16 protein-coding genes and 1 riboswitch are annotated in these 17,661 nt (G+C 74.2%); of the genes, 11 read left to right on the forward strand and 5 right to left on the reverse strand.

Features of this window, described 5'->3' with window-relative positions; all coding sequences use genetic code 11:
* Nucleotides 1-57: 57 nt before the first annotated feature.
* Both IE106_RS28715 and IE106_RS28720 read right to left on the reverse strand, forming a co-directional pair.
* Nucleotides 58-1,491 (reverse strand): uracil-xanthine permease family protein, encoded by a 1,434-nt coding sequence (locus IE106_RS28715; protein WP_189538165.1) that lies wholly within the window; start codon nucleotides 1,489-1,491, stop codon nucleotides 58-60.
* Between the two features lie 135 nt (nucleotides 1,492-1,626).
* Nucleotides 1,627-2,841: an MFS transporter gene (locus tag IE106_RS28720; protein ID WP_189538166.1), complete on the reverse strand. Its 1,215-nt coding sequence runs from the start codon at nucleotides 2,839-2,841 to the stop codon at nucleotides 1,627-1,629.
* 108 nt (nucleotides 2,842-2,949) lie between these two features.
* Between IE106_RS28720 and IE106_RS28725 the strand changes: the two genes are divergently transcribed.
* Entirely contained in the window at nucleotides 2,950-4,221 is a 1,272-nt protein-coding gene (locus IE106_RS28725) for an ROK family transcriptional regulator (protein ID WP_189538167.1), read from the forward strand.
* Between the two features lie 163 nt (nucleotides 4,222-4,384).
* On the opposite strand, the gene IE106_RS28730 is transcribed toward IE106_RS28725, so the two are convergent.
* The 3 genes from IE106_RS28730 to IE106_RS28740 form a co-directional block, all read right to left on the reverse strand.
* Nucleotides 4,385-5,137, reverse strand: coding sequence for an SDR family oxidoreductase (locus tag IE106_RS28730; protein WP_189538168.1), 753 nt, complete (start codon nucleotides 5,135-5,137; stop codon nucleotides 4,385-4,387).
* Between the two features lie 39 nt (nucleotides 5,138-5,176).
* On the reverse strand, nucleotides 5,177-6,091 hold the full coding sequence (locus IE106_RS28735) for an RNA polymerase sigma-70 factor (protein ID WP_268255343.1): 915 nt from the start codon (nucleotides 6,089-6,091) through the stop codon (nucleotides 5,177-5,179).
* A gap of 128 nt (nucleotides 6,092-6,219) precedes the next feature.
* Nucleotides 6,220-8,535 carry a chitinase C-terminal domain-containing protein gene (locus IE106_RS28740; protein ID WP_189538215.1) on the reverse strand — a complete coding sequence of 772 codons (2,316 nt, stop codon included), beginning with the start codon at nucleotides 8,533-8,535 and terminating at the stop codon, nucleotides 6,220-6,222.
* Nucleotides 8,536-8,835: 300 nt separating this feature from the next.
* Nucleotides 8,836-8,966, forward strand: a riboswitch (FMN riboswitch).
* Nucleotides 8,967-9,127: 161 nt separating this feature from the next.
* Between IE106_RS28740 and ribD the strand changes: the two genes are divergently transcribed.
* The 10 genes from ribD to IE106_RS28790 all read left to right on the forward strand — a co-directional run bounded on the left by ribD (nucleotide 9,128) and on the right by IE106_RS28790 (nucleotide 17,645).
* Complete coding sequence (ribD, locus tag IE106_RS28745; RefSeq protein WP_189538169.1) at nucleotides 9,128-10,234, forward strand: bifunctional diaminohydroxyphosphoribosylaminopyrimidine deaminase/5-amino-6-(5-phosphoribosylamino)uracil reductase RibD; 1,107 nt, start codon at nucleotides 9,128-9,130, stop codon at nucleotides 10,232-10,234.
* Nucleotides 10,235-10,837 (forward strand): riboflavin synthase, encoded by a 603-nt coding sequence (locus IE106_RS28750; protein ID WP_189538170.1) that lies wholly within the window; start codon nucleotides 10,235-10,237, stop codon nucleotides 10,835-10,837.
* The gene (locus IE106_RS28755; protein WP_189538171.1) at nucleotides 10,834-11,484 is read left to right on the forward strand and encodes a nicotinamide mononucleotide transporter family protein; all 651 of its coding nucleotides are present in this window, start codon (nucleotides 10,834-10,836) and stop codon (nucleotides 11,482-11,484) included. The genes IE106_RS28750 and IE106_RS28755 overlap by 4 nt, the downstream gene beginning before the upstream one ends.
* Nucleotides 11,481-12,806, forward strand: coding sequence for a bifunctional 3,4-dihydroxy-2-butanone-4-phosphate synthase/GTP cyclohydrolase II (locus IE106_RS28760; RefSeq protein ID WP_189538172.1), 1,326 nt, complete (start codon nucleotides 11,481-11,483; stop codon nucleotides 12,804-12,806). Before IE106_RS28755 ends, IE106_RS28760 begins: the two co-directional genes overlap by 4 nt.
* Before the next feature lie 55 nt (nucleotides 12,807-12,861).
* Complete coding sequence (gene ribH, locus IE106_RS28765) at nucleotides 12,862-13,347, forward strand: 6,7-dimethyl-8-ribityllumazine synthase (protein ID WP_189538173.1); 486 nt, start codon at nucleotides 12,862-12,864, stop codon at nucleotides 13,345-13,347.
* 34 nt (nucleotides 13,348-13,381) lie between these two features.
* Nucleotides 13,382-13,654 carry a phosphoribosyl-ATP diphosphatase gene (locus tag IE106_RS28770; RefSeq protein ID WP_189538174.1) on the forward strand — a complete coding sequence of 91 codons (273 nt, stop codon included), beginning with the start codon at nucleotides 13,382-13,384 and terminating at the stop codon, nucleotides 13,652-13,654.
* A 51-nt stretch (nucleotides 13,655-13,705) separates the two neighbouring features.
* A complete protein-coding gene (gene hisG, locus IE106_RS28775; protein ID WP_189538175.1) occupies nucleotides 13,706-14,554 on the forward strand; it encodes an ATP phosphoribosyltransferase in 849 nt (282 codons plus the stop codon).
* A gap of 21 nt (nucleotides 14,555-14,575) precedes the next feature.
* On the forward strand, nucleotides 14,576-15,034 hold the full coding sequence (locus IE106_RS28780) for a PH domain-containing protein (RefSeq protein WP_189538176.1): 459 nt from the start codon (nucleotides 14,576-14,578) through the stop codon (nucleotides 15,032-15,034).
* 209 nt (nucleotides 15,035-15,243) lie between these two features.
* Nucleotides 15,244-16,575, forward strand: a complete 1,332-nt coding sequence (locus tag IE106_RS28785) for a hemolysin family protein (RefSeq protein ID WP_189538177.1) — start codon at nucleotides 15,244-15,246, stop codon at nucleotides 16,573-16,575.
* Nucleotides 16,572-17,645, forward strand: coding sequence for a hemolysin family protein (locus IE106_RS28790; protein WP_189538178.1), 1,074 nt, complete (start codon nucleotides 16,572-16,574; stop codon nucleotides 17,643-17,645). Before IE106_RS28785 ends, IE106_RS28790 begins: the two co-directional genes overlap by 4 nt.
* Nucleotides 17,646-17,661: the final 16 nt, after the last annotated feature.

Below are 17,661 nucleotides of genomic sequence, written 5' to 3' on the forward strand. Positions count from 1 at the left end.
GCCATGGTCACCCTCGCCTGCCTCCAACTCTGGCTCCCATGACTTTCCGGACACCCCCTAGGGCCTGGTGGGCCGGCCGCCGCCCTGCTGCCCGGCAGCGCCGTCGGCCGCGGTGTCGGCCGAGGCGTCGTCGTACGCCGAGGTGCCCGCGTCCAGCAGCGGCTCCTGCTCCTTCAGGTGGGCCGGGGCGAAGGCGCGCAGCGCGTGGTAGCCGGTGATGACGACGATGGTGCCCAGCGCGATCCCGCCGAGCTCGAACGTGTCGGTGATCTTCAGGCTGACGCCGCCGACGCCGATGATGATGCCGGCGGCGGCCGGGACCAGGTTGAGCGGGTTGCGCAGGTCGACCTTGGCGTTGATCCAGATCTGGGCGCCGAGCAGGCCGATCATGCCGTACAGGATGACCGTGATGCCGCCGAGGACGCCGCCGGGGATCGCCGCGACGACCGCGCCGAACTTGGGGCAGAGCCCGAAGAGGAGCGCGAAGCAGGCGGCGGCCCAGTAGGCGGCGGTGGAGTAGACGCGGGTCGCGGCCATCACGCCGATGTTCTCGGAGTACGTGGTGTTCGGCGGGCCGCCGACCGCCGTGGACAGCACCGACGCGGCGCCGTCGGCGGCGATGGCCGTGCCGAGCTGGTCGTCGAGCGGGTCCCCGGTCATCTCGCCGACCGCCTTGACGTGGCCGGCGTTCTCCGCGATCAGGGCGATCACGACCGGCAGGGCGACGAGGATCGCCGACCACTCGAAGCTCGGCGCGTGGAACGACGGCAGCCCGAGCCAGTCGGCCTCGGCGACGCCCGACAGGTCCAGCCGCCAGTGGTCGACCGCCTCGCCGCCGACGGGGGAGTGGATCTTGCCGAAGACCAGGTCGAGGACCCACGACAGGGCGTACCCGAAGACCAGCCCCAGGAAGATCGCCACCCGGGACCAGAAGCCGCGCAGGCACACCACGGCCAGACCCGTGAACAGCATCACGAGCAGCGCGGTCCACTGGTCCTGCGGCCAGTAGGTGGACGCGGTCACCGGCGCCAGGTTGAAGCCGATCAGCATCACGACGGCGCCCGTCACGATCGGCGGCATCGCCGCGTGGATGATCCGCGCGCCGAACCGCCGTACCGCCACGCCCGCCAGGAACAGGGCGAGCCCCACGACGAGGACCGCCCCGGTGACCGTCGAGCTGTCCCCGCCGGACGCGCGGATCGCGGCGGCGACGCCCACGAACGACAGCGAGCACCCGAGGTAGCTGGGCACCCGGCCGCGCGTCGCGAGGAGGAAGACCATCGTCGCGACGCCCGACATCATGATCGCCAGATTGGGGCCGAGGCCCATGAGGACGGGCGCCACGAACGACGCGCCGAACATGGCGACCACGTGCTGGGCGCCGAGTCCGGCCGTCCGCGGCCAGGACAGCCGCTCGTCCGGGCGCACCACGGCTCCCGGAGCGGGGGTCCGCCCGTCGCCGTGCAGGGTCCAGCGCACGCCGAGGTTCATGGGTGGGTCGCTCCCGTTCTGTGGGTGGAGCCCCGGTGGGCCGGGGCAGGGGGAGGCCGCGCGGGTGGGCGGTCGGCCGGAAATGATCGACCGCCATGGTACGGGGGCGCCCGTACGGGCCCGGCGGACGCCCGGTCAGGCGCTCTTGCCGCCCCCGCCGCCCCCGGCCGCGGCGCCCGCGCCCTTCCGGCCGGCACGGGACCGGCGGGAGGGGGCCAGCACGCCCGCCCCGACGACCAGGCCGAACGCCAGCGCGGTGACCACCGCGAACGACGCCGTCAGCGACGTCAGGTCGGCGAGGCCGCCGATCAGCGACGGGGCGATCAGACCGGAGGTGTACGTGATGGTGGCGACGCCCGCGATGGCCTGGCTCGGGTTCGGGCCGCTGCGGGCCGCCGCGGCGAAGGCCAGCGGGACGACGACGGCCACGCCCAGCCCGAGGAGGCCGAAACCGGCCATCGCGGCCACCGGGTGCGGCGCGGCGACGACCAGGACGCCGCCCGCCGTCGCCGCGAGGCCCCCCGCCCGTACCGTGCGGACCGCTCCGAACCGGTCCACGACCCGGTCGCCGACCAGCCGCGCCACCGCCATGGTCAGCGCGAACGCCGTCGTGGAGGCGGCCGCCGTACCCGGCGACGTGCCCAGCTCGTCCTTCAGGTAGACCGCCGACCAGTCCAGGCTCGCGCCCTCCGCGAAGACCCCGCAGAAGCCGATCGCCCCGATCACCAGCGCCGAGCGCGGCGGCAGCGCGAACCGCGGCGGCGGCTCCTCGTCGGGCGCGCTGCGCAGGTCCAGCACGCCCTGGCAGAACACCAGCCCCAGCACCGTCAGGACGGCGGCGGCCAGCAGGTGGTGGAGGCGCGCGTCGCCGCCCAGGTGCGCGGCGAGCGTGCCGGCGGCCGAGCCGATCAGGGCGCCGGCGCTCCACATGCCGTGCAGGCTGGACATGATGGAGCGGCCGAGCCGGTTCTCCACCTCGACGCCCAGCGCGTTCATCGCCACGTCGGACATGCCGGAGGTCGCGCCGTACACGAACAGCGCTCCGCACAGGCCGTAGAGGTTGGGCGCGAGCGAGGGCAGGACCAGCGACAGCGTCCACAGGGCCAGCAGCACGCGCAGTGCCGTACGCGCCCCGAGGCGGTGGCTGACCGAGCCCGCGAGGGGCATCGCCAGCGACGCGCCGAGCGCGGGGAAGGCGAGGGCCAGGCCCAGCTGCCCGGGACTCACCCCCGCGTGCTCCTGGATCCAGGGGATGCGGGTGGCGAAGCTGCCGGTGACCGCGCCGTGCACGCAGAACACGGCCGCCACGGCGTACCGCGCCCGCCTCACCCTCTCCTTGCTGTACGGCACAGGCCCTCCCGTTCCGGGTCTTCCGAGGTGTTCGGGCACCTGCCGGGCGCCCGCCGCGTAAATTATCAGGAACCCTGCCTGAAAGTAAGATCTGAAAGGATCCGCGGCATGCCCTCCGCCCCCGCGTCCCCCAGCACCGCCCGGGCCATCAACGACCGGCTCGCCCTGCGCCTGCTCCAGGAGGAAGGGCCCCTGACGGCGGGTCAGTTGAAGCGGCTGACCGGGCTGTCCCGGCCCACCGTCGCCGACCTCGTCGAACGGCTCCAGGGCGCGGGCCTGGTCCGGGTCGTGGGGGAGTCCGGCGCCGAGCGGCGCGGCCCGAACGCCCGGCTGTACGGGATCGTCGCGGACCGCGCCCACCTGGCCGCCCTCGACGTACGGCTGCGGGGCGTCACCGTCACCGTCACCGACCTGCTGGGCGCCCCGCTCGCGGAGGAGGCGGCGCCCATCGGCGGCGACACGGGCACGGGCCCGGCCGTCGAACGGGCCGCCGCCCTGCTGGAACGCACCGTCCGGGAAGCGGGCGCGACCCGGCTCCACACGGTCGGCATCGGCGCGCCCGGCCTGATCGACCCCGCCACCGGCACGCTGCGCGACTCGGCCGGACTGCCGGCCTGGCATCGCCGCCTGGTCACCGCCCTGCGCGAACGGGTGCCCGCGACCGTCCTCGTGGAGAACGAGACCAACCTCGCCGCCGTCGCCGAGCTGCGCGAGGGCGCCGCCCGCGACCGCGACACGTTCGTCCTGCTGTGGCTCGGCCACGGCGTCGGCGCCGCCGTCGTCCTGGACGGCGTCCTGCGGCGCGGCGCGTCGGGCGGCGCGGGCGAGATCGGCTTCCTGCCGGTGCCGGGCACGGGCGGCCTGCCGTCCGCGACCGACTGCTCCGGGGGCTTCCACACCCTGGCCGGCTCGGCGGCCGTCCGCGCCCTGGCCGGCGGGTACGGCATCGAGGCCGCGGGCGGCGACGAAGAGGGCGAACCGGCCGGCGCGGTGGCGGTACGCGCGGCCCTGGGGCGGTTGACCGCCGGGGGAGCGGGCGCGGAGGCGGCGCGTGCGGGGGCGGCGGGCACGGAAATGGCGGGTGCGGGCGTGGAGGCGGCGGGCGCGTTCCTGGACGCCCTCGCCGAGCGCGTCGCCCTGGGCGCGGCCGCCGTCAGCGCCGTGCTCGACCCCGGCTGCGTCGTCCTCGGCGGCGAGCTCGGCCACGCGGGCGGCGCCGTCCTGGCCGCCCGCGTCGAAGACCGGCTCGCCGCCCTCTCCCCGCTGCGCACCGAGGTCCGGGCGAGCGCGCTGGGGGGCGCGGCGGTGCTGCGCGGCGCCCTCCTCACCGCCCGCGACGCCGCCCAGGACGCCCTCTTCGGGGCGCCGCCCGTCCGCTGAGCCCGAGCCGGCCGGCGCGCGGGCGTTCCCCCACCGCCGTGCCGCGCGTGCCTCTCGGGCCCGCACCCCCGCGCTTCGGACCCGCACGCTCAGGCCCGCACCCCGCCCCGGGGCCCGCGGGCCCGCGCCCCGCCCCGGGGCCCGCGGGCCCGCGCCCCGCCCCTCAGGCCCGCACCCCGCGCGCGAAGCGCCGCTCCAGGAAGTCCTCGAACGTCCCCGTGCCCACCGCGCGCCCCGGCGTCAGGTGCCCGCCCGCGCGCAGCGCCCGGTACGTCCGGCCGGCGAGCCGTACGGGCACCACCCGGCGCCGCCGCCCGGCCGCCCGCAGGTACGCCTCCGCCAGGTCCCCGAACGTCCGCACCTCGGGCCCGCCCATGTCCGGCACGCGTCCGGCCGGGTCCGCCAGGGCCAGCTCCGCGAGCCGCGCCGCCACCTCCCGGACCTCGATCGGCTGGTCGGGGACGCCCGCCGGGACGGGGAGCACCGGCAGCCGGGCGCAGCCCTCCAGGAGGCGCAGCACCAGGTCGTGGAACTGCGTCGTCCGCAGCACCGTCCAGCCGAGGCCGGACCGCTCGACCAGTCCCTCCACGGCCAGCTTCGTCCGGTAGTAGCCGAGCGGGACCCGGTCGATGCCGACGATCGAGATGTAGACGAGGTGCCCGACGCGGGCCCGCCGCGCCGCGTCGACGAGCCGGCGGGCCGCCCGTTCGTCGCCTCCGCCCGGCGAAGTGGCGCAGTGCACCACCGTCCCGGCGCCCGCCAGCGCCGCGTCCAGGCCCCTGCCGTCGCGCAGGTCGACCGGGTACGGATCGGAGTGGCGGCTCACCACCCGCACCTCGTGCCCGGTCCCGCGCAGCCGTTCGGTGACGTGCCGTCCGAGCGTTCCCGTACCGCCCGTCACCACGATCGTGCCCATGGTCCCTGTCCGTCCTTCCGCAGTGGGTGCCCCCACCGGCTACGAACCGGCGGCTCCCCCCGGATGTGACAGCTGCCGCGCGGCGAAGGCGAGCTTCACCGGGTTGACCACGTTGTGCACGGCCGCGACCGCCCCGTCGCGCACCACGAACGACACGACCGTCACCAGGGTGGAGCCCGACCAGGCCACCAGCGCCGGCGCGCCGTTGATCTCCGCGCTCGCCAGGCGCAGCTCGTCCGCGTAGCGGGGCATCAGCCCGGACAGGAACCGCAGGACCTTCTCCCGGCCCTCGATCGGCCGCCGCGCCGCCGACACGACGCCCCCGCCGTCACCCCACCAGACCACGTCGGCGGCGAGCGTCTTCTCCAGGGACGCCAGGTCCCCGTCCCGGGCGGCGGCGACGAACGACTCGACGAGCTCCCGGTGGCGCCGCTCGTCCTGCCCGGTGAACCGGGTCTCGGCCGCGGCCACGCGCGCGGCGGCCCTGCGGTGGAGCTGGCGGCTGTTGGCCTCGCTGACGTCGAGGACCCCGGCGATCTCGCGGTGGCTGTACGCGAACGCCTCGCGCAGCACGTAGACGGCCCGCTCGGTCGGGGTCAGCCGCTCCAGCAGCACCAGCAGCGCCGTCGACACGGCCTCGCGCCGCTCGGCCGACTCCAGGGGGCCCAGCGCGCCGTCGTCGGTGACGACCGGCTCCGGCAGCCAGGGGCCCGGGTACTGCTCGCGCCGGGCGCGCGCCGAGGTGAGCCGGTTCAGGCACAGGTTGGTGACCACCTTCGCCAGCCACGCCCCCGGCCGGTCGATGCCCTCCCGCCCGGTACCGCTCCACCGCAGGTACGCGTCCTGCACCACGTCCTCGGCCTCCGACGCGGAGCCGAGCATGCGGTAGGCGAGGCCGAACATGCGCGGGCGGTGGCTCTCGAACTCTTCGACGCTCTCTGTCACGACACTCACGTTCACAGCCTGCCACGGCGCACACGAGGAGACCCGGCGGCGGGCAAGGGCCTTTCTCCACCGCCACCGGGTCTCCGTCACGATCGCCGGGCGTCAGGCGTCGGCCGCCCGCCGCCCGGCCGGGCGCGTCAGCAGGCGCCCAGGTCCTGCCACACGCCCCACTCGCCCGTGGTACCGGGCTCGGCGCCCTGCGTCCACCACTTCGCCTTCCACGTGTGGGACTTGTGGGAGACGGTGGTGCCGCCGCCGTACGCGGCCGTGGCGTTCCACGCCGGGGCCGTGCAGGCGCCCGGGCTCGGCGGGTCCGACGGGCCGGGCGAGGAGCCCGTGCCGGGCTCGACGACCGTGGTGCCGCGGGCGAGGTCACCGGCGAGCGCGTACGTCGTGCCCGCGATGTTCACCGTCCAGTTCGACGGGGTCGACACCGGCAGGTAGTAGTTGAAGGACAGCTCCACCGAGGCGCCCGGCGCGAGGGTCTGCCACGCCGGCAGCTTCAGCGAGACGCGGTGGAAGTCGCCCTTCAGCCCGCCCACGTTGCTTCCCGTGTGGTCGCTGCTGATCACCTTCGTGCCGAAGCCGGACTGGTCCGAGGCGTTGCCGGGGGCCGAGGTGGCGTAGTCGAACTGGAACTCCGTGCCGCCCGGGAGCGTCGTCTTCGTGTTGTTGGTGATCTTCACCTTGGGCGTGATCGGGTAGTTGGAGTCGCCGAGCTTGAACTCCCCGAACTGCACGCCGATGTCGACGGCCTTGGCGGGCAGCGCCTTGTTCGAGACCTTCGCGCCGTAGGGGGCGGCCGCCTTGAACTTGTCGTACATCAGCGAGGTCAGCGTCGAGCCGGGCTCGTACTGGCCCTTCGCGGCGTTCCAGGCGTAGTCGCCGGCCAGCTCCCACACCATCGTGCCGCCGATGCCCTTGTCGACCACGTAGTCGGCCTTGCGGGCCACCGACTGCTCGTCCTCCGTGGACAGGAAGACCTTCTTCTCGGCGTTCCACAGCCACGGCGCGACCAGCGTGGAGTCGTACTTGCGGGCGTAGGTGCCGGTCAGCTTCGTGCCGGCCGGGAAGCCGTACTTGGTGACGTAGTCGCCGACGACGCCCTTCTCCAGGTTCTTGGCGTGCCACATCGGGTTGGAGCCCGCCGGGGACTCCTTGCCGTTGTCGTCCTTGTCGTGCCAGAGGTTGTCGATGCCGACCGCGCCGTCACCACACTTGGTCAGGCCGGAGCCGGCCGGGCAGCTGGTCGCCGCCGCCCTGCCCCACAGGCCGTCCGTGCCGCCCTGCACGTTCTTGAAGCCGCGCGTGTAGTAGGGCAGTCCGACGTTGATGCGGCCGGCGGGCATGGAGCCGCGGAAGTAGTGGTAGGCCCAGTCGGTGTTGAGGTAGCCGATGCCGCCGTACTGCTGGCTGCCGTAGACGTTGGCCGCGGCCAGCTCGGCGTCCTTGCCGTCGTCGAACAGCGAGGCGTTCGGGCCGACGTACTCGTTCCAGGCGCCGTGCAGGTCGTACGACATGATGTTGACGTAGTCGAGGTACTTCTGCTGCTGGTACGTCTCCATGCCGCGCAGCAGGTAGCCCGACGAGGGGGCGGCGACGGTCAGCAGATAGTGCCTGCCGTCGGTGGCGCCGGCCCGGTCGAGCTTCTCGCGGAGGGTCTTCATCAGCACCGAGTAGCCCTGGACGAGGCCCGCGCGGCGGCCGTTGGAGATCGACCAGTCGAGCGGGTTGCCGGCGTCCTTCATGGTCGTCGGGTACTCGTAGTCGATGTCGACGCCGTTGAAGCCGTACTTGCGGACGAAGTCGACCGCCGAGTCGGCGAAGGTGTTGATGCCGGCCTGGTTGACGGAGCCGTCCGCGTTGGTGGCCATCGAGTAGAAGCCGCCGGACGCCACGCGCTTGCCGCTGTCGTCGAAGTAGCCGCCGGTCTCCGCCCAGCCGCCGACCGAGATCAGCGTCTTGACGTCCGGGTGCTGCTTCTTGAACTTGTTCAGCAGGTTGAAGTGGCCCTTGTAGGGCAGGGCCGGGTCCATCTCGGCGCCCGCGACGCCCGGCCAGGTCATGCCGGTCGCGGCGTTGTTCGGGCCGTCGGTGCCGACGGAGACCCTGTTGCCGGCGTCGACGTGCGCGAAGGCGTAGTTGATGTGGGTGACCTTGTCCCACGGGATGTTGTTGGCGAGGTAGGCGGGCGAGCCGTCCTTGCCGGTGCGCCAGCCGGTGAAGTAGCCGATGACGCGGCGCTGGTGGTCGGCGCCCATCTTCTCGCGGCCCTCGGCGTCGTACACGGAGCAGTAGGGGACGTCCACACCGGGCGTCTTGTACAGGCCGTCGGGGCGGCAGGTCTCGTTGTCGGCGGCGTACGAGACGCCACCGGAGAGCGAGCTGAGCAGCAGTCCGGCGACGGCGGCGCCGGATGCGAGCAGCGAGGCTCTCGCACGGGGGGATGACAGCACGGTCGGCTCCTCCTGGGGAGTCGGGCTTCACACAACGTGCGGCTTCTGGCAGGGGTCGGGGTGGTGCCCGGCCCGGGTGTGCGCACACCGCAGGGCCGTCTCCGCGGAAGAGGTGACGCAGACATTAAGAGGACTAGACCAAAGCGTCAATAGGTCTGGACCAATCTGGTCCCCCGGGTGGGGAAGAGGAGCGGGGGACCCGCGGGCGGCGCGATCCGGTCCCCGCTGTGAGTCACCCCACAGGGATCACCCGCATGGGCGACGCGCGGCCGTGGCACACTGGCCCTGTATCAGCAGCAGCGCACTCCGGGGTCGGTGTAATTCCGAACCGGCGGTTACAGTCCGCGACCCGGCCGCATCCAGTGGCCGGTTGACCAGGTGAAACTCCTGGACCGACGGTGAAAGTCCGGATGGGAGGCAGTGCGCGGCGGGCGACCCCTTGCAGGGGCGCGCCGTCGTCTGCCGGCGGCCGGGCGTACCCGGCGGGCCGGCCGGCGCGTCACGGCGCACCCCCCGCGAGGTGCCGTTCCCGCTTCCTGTCGCCATCGACAGGCCCCGGAGTCCGTGCCCGACGAGGCAGGAGGACCCGGTGGCCACAGCGGCCGACACGACCGCCATGCGCCGAGCCGTCGCGCTCGCCGCCCGCGGACTCGGCTCCACCAGCCCCAACCCGGTCGTCGGGTGCGTCGTCCTCGACGCCTCCGGCCACGAGGTCGGCGCCGGTCACCACGAGCGCGCCGGCGGCCCCCACGCCGAGATCCACGCCCTGCGCCAGGCGGGCGTCCTCGCCCGCGGCGGCACCGCCTACGTCACCCTCGAACCCTGCAACCACACGGGCCGCACCGGCCCCTGCGCCCAGGCGCTCGTCGAGGCCGGTGTCGCGCGCGTCGTCTACGCCGTCGCCGACCCCGACCCGCGGGCCCGGGGCGGCGCCGACACCCTCCGCGCGGCCGGCGTCGAGGTCGAGGGCGGCCTCCTCGCCGACGAGGCCGAGGCCGGCAACGCCGCCTGGCTCACCTCCGTGCGCCTCGGCCGGCCCCACGTCCGGTGGAAGTACGCCGCCACCCTCGACGGCCGGGTCGCGGCCGCCGACGGCACCAGCCGCTGGATCACCTCGCCCGAGGCCCGCGCCGACGTCCACCGGCTGCGCGCCGAGGCGGACGCCGTCGTCGTCGGCTCCGGCACCGCCCGCGCCGACGACCCCCACCTCGCCGTGCGCGGCGTCGACGGCGCCGTCCAGCCGCTGCGGGTCGTCGTCGACACCGAGGCGACCGCCGTCAGGGCCGGCGCCCGGGTCCTGGACGACGCCGCCCCCACCCTGGTCGCCGTCGCCGAGGACGCCGCCGCCGACCACCTCGCCGGCACCGACGTCGTACGGATCCCCCGGGCCGCCGGCGGACGCGGCCTGGCGGTACCGGCCCTGCTGGCCGCCCTGCACGAGCGGGGCGTCCGCTCCGTGCTCCTCGAAGGCGGCCCCACCCTCGCGGGCGCCTTCGCCGCCGAGGGCGCCGTCGACGAGGTCGTCGGCTACCTCGCCCCGGTCCTCCTCGGCGCCGGCCCCGCCGCGCTCGGCGACGCCGGGATCACCACCATCGCCGACGCCCTGCGGCTGCACGTCACCGACACCACCCGCATCGGCCCGGACCTGCGCGTCACCGCCCGCCCCGCCTCCCTCCCCACCACCAAGGAGCACTGAGTGTTCACCGGAATCGTCGAAGAACTGGGCGAGGTCACCGCCGTCGAGACCCTCGACGACGCCTCCCGCTTCCGCGTCCGCGGCCCCCTGGTCACCCGGGGCGCGAAGCACGGCGACTCGATCGCCGTCAACGGCGTCTGCCTCACGGTCGTCGAGCAGGAGGGCGAGGAGTTCACCGCCGACGTGATGGCCGAGACCCTCAAGCGCTCCTGCCTCGGCGCGCTCACCGCCGGCTCCCGCGTCAACCTGGAGCGGCCCATGGTCGCCGACGGCCGCTTCGGCGGGCACATCGTCCAGGGCCACGTCGACGGCACCGGCACCATCGTCGCGCGCACCCCCTCCGACCACTGGGAGGTCGTCGAGATCTCCCTCCCGGCCGGACTCGCCCGCTACGTGGTCGAGAAGGGCTCCATCACCGTCGACGGCGTCAGCCTCACCGTCGTCGAGGCGGGCACCGAGCACTTCACCGTCAGCCTCATCCCCACCACGCTCGCCCTCACCACCCTCGGCCACAAGGAGCCCGGCGACCCCGTCAACCTCGAGGTCGACGTCATCGCCAAGTACGTCGAGCGCCTCCTCGGCACCCCGGGGGCCGCCCGATGAGCGGCCTCACCTGGCTGGGCGACGAGGCGTTCACCGCCTTCGGCCAGCACATCATCTGGTCCGACCTGCTCGGCAACACCATCGGACTCGCCGCCCTCGCCCTCGGCTGGCGCCGCTCCCTCCTCACCTGGCCCGCCCAGCTGCTCTCCGGCGTCGTCCTCGTCGCCGCCTACGCCTCCGCCCAGCTCGGCGGCGGCGTCGGCAAGCAGCTCCTGGTCATCACCGTCGCCCTGTGGGGCTGGCGCCAGTGGCACCTCGGCCGCGGACAGGCCCAGGACGGCTCCATCGCCGTCCGCTTCGCCACCTGGAGGGAGCGCGGCCTCCTCCTGGCCGGCGCCGTCCTCGGCACGCTCGCCGTCGGCGGCCTGTTCACGCTGTACCCGTCGCTGTCGTGGAGCCCCTGGGCCGACGCGTACATCTTCGTCGGCACCCTCGTCGCGATGGTCGCCCAGGCCCGCGGCCTGGTGGAGTTCTGGTTCGCCTGGCTCCTCGTCGACCTGGTCGGCGTCCCGCTCGCCTTCGGCAGCGGCCTCGCCTTCTCCGGGCTCGTCTACGTCGTCTACTTCGCTCTCGTGCTGTGGGGCATGCGCGACTGGTGGCTGCGCACCCGCACCCCGGCCCAGGCCCTGGAAGGAGCCCCGGCATGACCACCGCACCCGAACTGCCCCTGTGGGACACCGCGGACCTCACCCTCGACCCCGTCGAGCAGGCCGTCCGCGACATCGCCGCCGGCCGGCCCGTCGTGGTCGTCGACGACGAGGACCGCGAGAACGAGGGCGACCTGGTCGTCGCCGCGGAGAAGGCCACGCCCGAGATCGTCGCCTTCATGATGAGCGAGTGCCGGGGTCTCATCTGCGCCCCCATGGAGGGCGACGAGCTCGACCGGCTCCGCCTCCCGCAGATGGTCGAGGACAACACCGAGTCGATGGGGACGGCCTTCACCGTCTCGGTCGACGCGGCCCCCGCCCACGGCGTCACCACCGGCATCTCCGCCGCCGACCGCGCCACCACCCTCCGGCTCCTGGCGAGCGGCACCGCGGAGCCGTCCGACCTCGTCCGCCCCGGCCACGTCTTCCCGCTGCGCGCCCGGCCCGGCGGCGTCCTGGCCCGGAACGGCCACACCGAGGCCGCCGTCGACCTGGCCCGCCTCGCCGGACTCCGCCCGGCCGGCGCCATCGTCGAGATCGCCGGCGAGGACGGCGTCATGCTCCGCCTCCCGGAGCTCGTCCCCTTCGCCCGCAAGCACGGCCTGACGATCATCTCCATCGAGGACCTGATCGCCTACCGCCGCGGCACCGCCCCCGCCGACCGCCACGACACGAAGGCCGCCCCGGCCCCGGCCGTCCACCGCGAGGCCGAGGTGCGGCTGCCGACCGCGTACGGCGACTTCACCGCGTACGGCTACCGCTCCACGGCCGACGGCGTCGAGCACGTCGCCCTCGTCCACGGCGACCTCGGCGACGGCGAGGACGTCCTCGTCCGCGTCCACTCCGAGTGCCTCACCGGCGACGTCTTCCACTCCCTGCGCTGCGACTGCGGCCCCCAGCTGCACGCCGCCATGGACCGCATCACCGAGGCCGGCCGCGGCGTCGTCGTCTACCTGCGCGGCCACGAGGGCCGCGGCATCGGCCTGCTCTCCAAGCTCCGCGCCTACGAACTCCAGGAGCGCGGCCGCGACACCCTCGACGCCAACCTGGAGCTGGGCCTGCCCGCCGACGCCCGCGACTACGCCGCCGGCGCCCGGATGCTCGCCGACCTCGGCGTCCGCAGCGTCCGGCTGATGACCAACAACCCGGAGAAGACCGCCGCCCTCGTCCACCACGGCCTCACCGTGGCCGGCCGGGAGCCCATGCCCGTGCAGGCCGGCGAGCACAACGGCCGGTACCTGCGCACCAAGCGCGACCGCATGGGCCACGACCTGCCCTGGCTCGACGACCCGGCCGGCGTGTCCCCCTGCGTCACCCAGTAGCACCACCGCACCATCCACCACACCGAACGAGCGATCGCACCACCCGAGGAGAAACGTGAGCGGCAAGGGCGCACCCGAACTGACCGTCAAGAACTGCGGCGACCTCCGCGTCGCCGTCATCGCCGCCCAGTGGCACGAGAAGGTCATGGGCGGCCTGGTCGACGGCGCCCTGCGCGCCCTCCACGAGCTGGGCATCGACGAACCGACCGTCCTGCGCGTGCCCGGCAGCTTCGAACTGCCCGTCGTCGCCAAGGTCCTCGCCGGCCGCGGCTACGACGCGGTCGTCGCCCTCGGCGTCGTCATCCGCGGGGGGACGCCCCACTTCGAGTACGTGTGCCAGGGCGTCACCCAGGGCCTCGTCCAGGTCTCCGTCGAAACCGGCGTCCCCGTCGGCTTCGGCGTCCTCACCTGCGACACCGAGGAGCAGGCCCTCGACCGCGCGGGCCTGGAGGGCTCGAACGAGGACAAGGGCCACGAAGCGGTCACCGCCGCCGTCGCCACCGCGATGACGCTGCGCACCGTCAGCGAACCCTGGCGCTGAGTGGACCCGCCGTACCCCGTACTCTTGGGTCATCATGGCGAACAAAACCTTCGAAGACCTCTTCGCCGAGCTGGAGCTCAAGGCCAAGACCGGCGACCCCGCCACCTCCCGCACCGCCGAGCTGGTGGGCAAGGGGGTCCATGCCATCGGCAAGAAGATCGTCGAGGAGGCCGCCGAAGTGTGGATGGCCGCCGAGTACGAGGGCGAGGAAGCCGCCGCCGAGGAGATCTCGCAGCTGCTGTACCACGTCCAGGTGATGATGGTCGCGCGCGGGATCTCCCTCGACGACGTCTACGCCCACCTCTGATCCGTCCCGCACCCGAACCAGACCCGCTCCGAGGCAAAGGAAGCCCCTCCCATGCTGCGCATCGCCGTCCCCAACAAGGGTTCACTGTCCGGACCTGCGTCGGCGATGCTCCATGAGGCCGGCTACAAACAGCGCAAGGAGTCCAAGGAGCTGGTCCTGGTCGACCCGGACAACGAGGTCGAGTTCTTCTACCTCCGCCCCCGGGACATCGCCATCTACGTCAGCTCCGGCAAGCTCGACATCGGCATCACCGGCCGCGACCTGCTGCTGGACTCCGGCGCCAACGCCGAGGAGATCCTGGAGCTCGGCTTCGCCCGCTCCACCTTCCGCTACGCGACCCGGCCCGGCACGGCCGAGGGCCCCGCCGACTTCCACGGCATGACGATCGCCACCTCGTACGAGGGCATCGTCGCCAAGCACCTCGCCGACCAGGGCATCGACGCCTCCGTCGTCCACCTCGACGGCGCCGTCGAGACCGCCGTCCAGCTCGGCGTCGCCCAGGTCATCGCCGACGTCGTGGAGACCGGCACCTCCCTGCGCAACGCCGGCCTGGAGGTCATCGGCGAGCCGATCCTCACCTCCGAGGCCGTCGTCGTCCGCCGCACCGGGGCCTCCGCCGACGACCCCGAGGTGCAGCGGTTCCTCCGCCGCCTCCAGGGCGTCCTCGTCGCCCGCAGCTACGTGATGATGGACTACGACTGCCGCGCCGAGCACCTGGAGCAGGCCGTCGCCCTCACGCCGGGCCTGGAGTCCCCGACCGTCTCGCCGCTGCACAACGAGGGCTGGGTCGCCGTCCGCGCGATGGTCCCCGCCAAGGACGCGCAGCGCATCATGGACGACCTGTACGCCCTCGGCGCCCGGGCCATCCTCACCACCGAGATCCACGCCTGCCGCCTCTGAGCCGGAAGCCGAACCCCCGCCATGCCCGACGTACCCAGCGAAGCGCCCGCCCTCCCCGTCACCTTCCGGCCGCGGCGCACCCGGGCCGTGCTGCTCGTCACCGGCGCGGTCATGTTCGCCGTCATCACCGTGGTCGCCCTGACACTGGAGCGGCTGCACCCCGGTGAGCGGATCAGCTTCGTCCTGACGGCCGCGCTCTTCTACGGCGTGCTCATCCTGCTGAGCCGCCCGAAGGTCGTGGCCGACGAGGACGGCGTCACCGTCGTCAACCTCACCCGCAGCCGCCGCCTGGCCTGGCCGGAGATCCTCCGCGTCAACCTGCGCACCGGTGACCCGTGGGTGTTCCTCGACCTCAGCGACGGCACCAGCCTGCCCGCCCTCGGCATCCAGCCGGGCATCGGCAAGGCGCAGGCCATCCGCGACGCGCGCGCCCTGCGCGCCCTCGCCGAGACCCGCGGCACGGGTCCCGAGCAGGGCTGACGTCCCCGCGTCCGGCCCGCGTCCGGCTGCCCGGGCCGGGCCGGCGTGATTACTCTTGTCGCGGTGGCGCCCGGTGCGCCCCGTCCCGCACCCACGGCAGCGACCGGGCCGGCGGGGCACCTGCGACCCGAGGAGTGACTCCCTCCGGCAATGGACGGATCGTCCGGTAGTACCTCCGCCGCCCCCATCGCACCCGAGGAGGCGGCGGCATGACCGTCCCCCTCCTGCTGCTCTGCGCGGCCTTCGTCCTGATCCTCGCCAACGGCTTCTTCGTCGCCGCCGAGTTCGGCCTGGTGACCGTGGAGCGGGCCGACGCCGAACGGGCCGCCGCGAACGGCGACCGGCGGGCCCGCACGGTCGTCAGGGCCCTGCGGGAACTGTCGTTCCAGCTGTCCGGCACGCAGCTCGGCATCACCCTCACCTCGCTCGTCGTCGGCATGCTGGCGCAGCCGGCGCTCGCCCGGCTGCTGAGCGGCCCGCTCACCGCGACCGGACTGCCCGGGGGCGCCGTGTCCGGGATCGCCGTGGGCGTCGGCATGCTCGCCGCCTCCGCCCTGCAGATGGTGGTCGGCGAACTCGTCCCGAAGAACTGGGCGGTGTCCCGGCCCCTCCAGGTGGCCCGGTTCGTCGCCGGCCCGCAGCACGCGTTCTCGTCGGCCCTCCGCCCCGTGATCGCGCTGCTGAACGCCGTCGCCAACCGGCTGGTGCGGCTCATGGGCGTGGAACCCACCGAGGAGCTGGCCTCCGCCCGTACGCCCGGCGAGCTCGTCGCCCTCGCGCGGCACTCCGCCCGGGCCGGCGCCCTCGAACAGGACACCGCCGACCTCTTCGTACGGACCCTGTCGCTGGGCGGGCTCACCGCGCAGCACGTGATGACGCCCCGGGTGAGGGTCAGCGCCCTGCGGTCCGACGCGACCGCGGCGGACGTCCTCAACCTCACGCGCGCGACGGGCCTGTCCCGCTTCCCCGTGTACCGCGACCGCATCGACGAGATCGTCGGCATGGTCCACCTGAAGGACGCCCTCGCCGTCCCCGCGCCCGAGCGGCTGCGCACCCCGGTGGGCCGGATCGCCGTCCCGCCCCTCCTCGTCCCCGAGACGCTGCCCGCACAGGCGCTGCTGGAGCGGCTCCGCAGCGAGCAGCCCATCGCCGTCGTCGTCGACGAGTACGGCGGCACGGCGGGCGTGGTCACCCTGGAGGACATCGTCGAGGAACTGGTCGGCGAGGTCCGCGACGAGCACGACGCGGCCGCGGACGACCAGCCCGAACTCGCCGCCGTCGCACCGGAGGACGGCCGGCCCGCCTGGGAGGCGGACGGCAGCTGCCGGGTGCACGAGCTGAAACGGATAGGACTGGAGGTCCCCGAGGGCCCGTACGAGACCGTCGCCGGGCTCGTCGCCGACCTGCTGGGCCGCATCCCCGCCCCCGGCGACCGCGCCGAACTGCCCGGCTGGCGGCTCCTCGTCCGCCAGGTGGACCGCTACCGCGCCGGACGGGTCCGGCTGGTCCGCACGGCGGACGTGGCGGAGGCCGCCCGGTGAGCGCCCTCCAACTCCTCTTCGCGGCCCTGCTGGTGCTCGCGAACGGCTTCTTCGTCGGCGCCGAGTTCGCCCTCGTCTCCGTCCGCCGCAGCCAGGTCGAGCAGCTCGGCTCCAAACGGGCCCGCAAGGTCCTGCACGGCCTGGAGAACCTGCCGCAGATGATGGCCGCCGCGCAGTTCGGCATCACCGTCTGCTCGCTCACCCTCGGCGCGGTCGCGGAGCCGACCGTGGCGGGGCTGCTGGAGCCGGTGTTCCACGCCGTGCGCCTGCCCGAGGGCCTGGTCCACCCCCTCGGCTACGTCATCGCCCTCGCCGTGGTCGTCTTCCTGCACCTCGTGGTGGGGGAGATGGTCCCGAAGAACCTGGCGATGGCCGCCCCCGAGAGGACCGCGCTGTGGCTGAGCCCGGCCCTGGTCGGCTTCGCCCGGCTGTGCCGTCCCGTCACCGCGGCCCTCGGCGCCTGCTCCGGCGCCGTGCTCAGGGCCTTCGGGGTCGAGCCGAAGGACGAGGTGGAGGCCGTCTTCACCAGCGAGCAGCTGAACCGGCTCGTCGGCGACGCCGGCCAGGCGGGCCTGCTCGCCCCGGCCGAGCAGGAGCGCCTGGAGGACGCCCTGGAGCTGGGCACCCGGCCCGTGCGGGAGGTGATGATGCCCCGTACGGCGCTGGTGACCGTCCCCCCGTCGGTCACGCCGGCCCAGGTCGAGGCCCTCACCGTGCGCACCGGGTACTCGCGGTTCCCGGTGCGCCCGGAGGGCGGCGGGGTGTTCCTCGGCTTCCTGCACGTCAAGGACGTCCTGGACCTGGAGGACCCGGACCGGGCCGTGCCGCAGCACGTCTGGCGGCCCATGGCGACGCTGCGGGCCGAGCTTCCGCTGGACGACGCGCTGACCGTGATGCGGCGCGCGGCGGCCCACCTGGCGCAGGTCGCGGACGGGTCGGGCCGGGTGCTGGGCCTGGTCGCCCTGGAGGACGTGCTGGAGATGCTGGTGGGCGAGGTGCGGGACCCGGCGCACCGCGTCCGCGTCGCGGATCCGAGGCCGTCCCCGGAGGCGGGCGCCCTTCCGGCGTAGCGGCGGCGCCCGGTGG

It is taken from the genome of Streptomyces roseolilacinus, assembly GCF_014649335.1.
GTDB classification, from domain to species: Bacteria; Actinomycetota; Actinomycetes; order Streptomycetales; family Streptomycetaceae; genus Streptomyces; species Streptomyces roseolilacinus.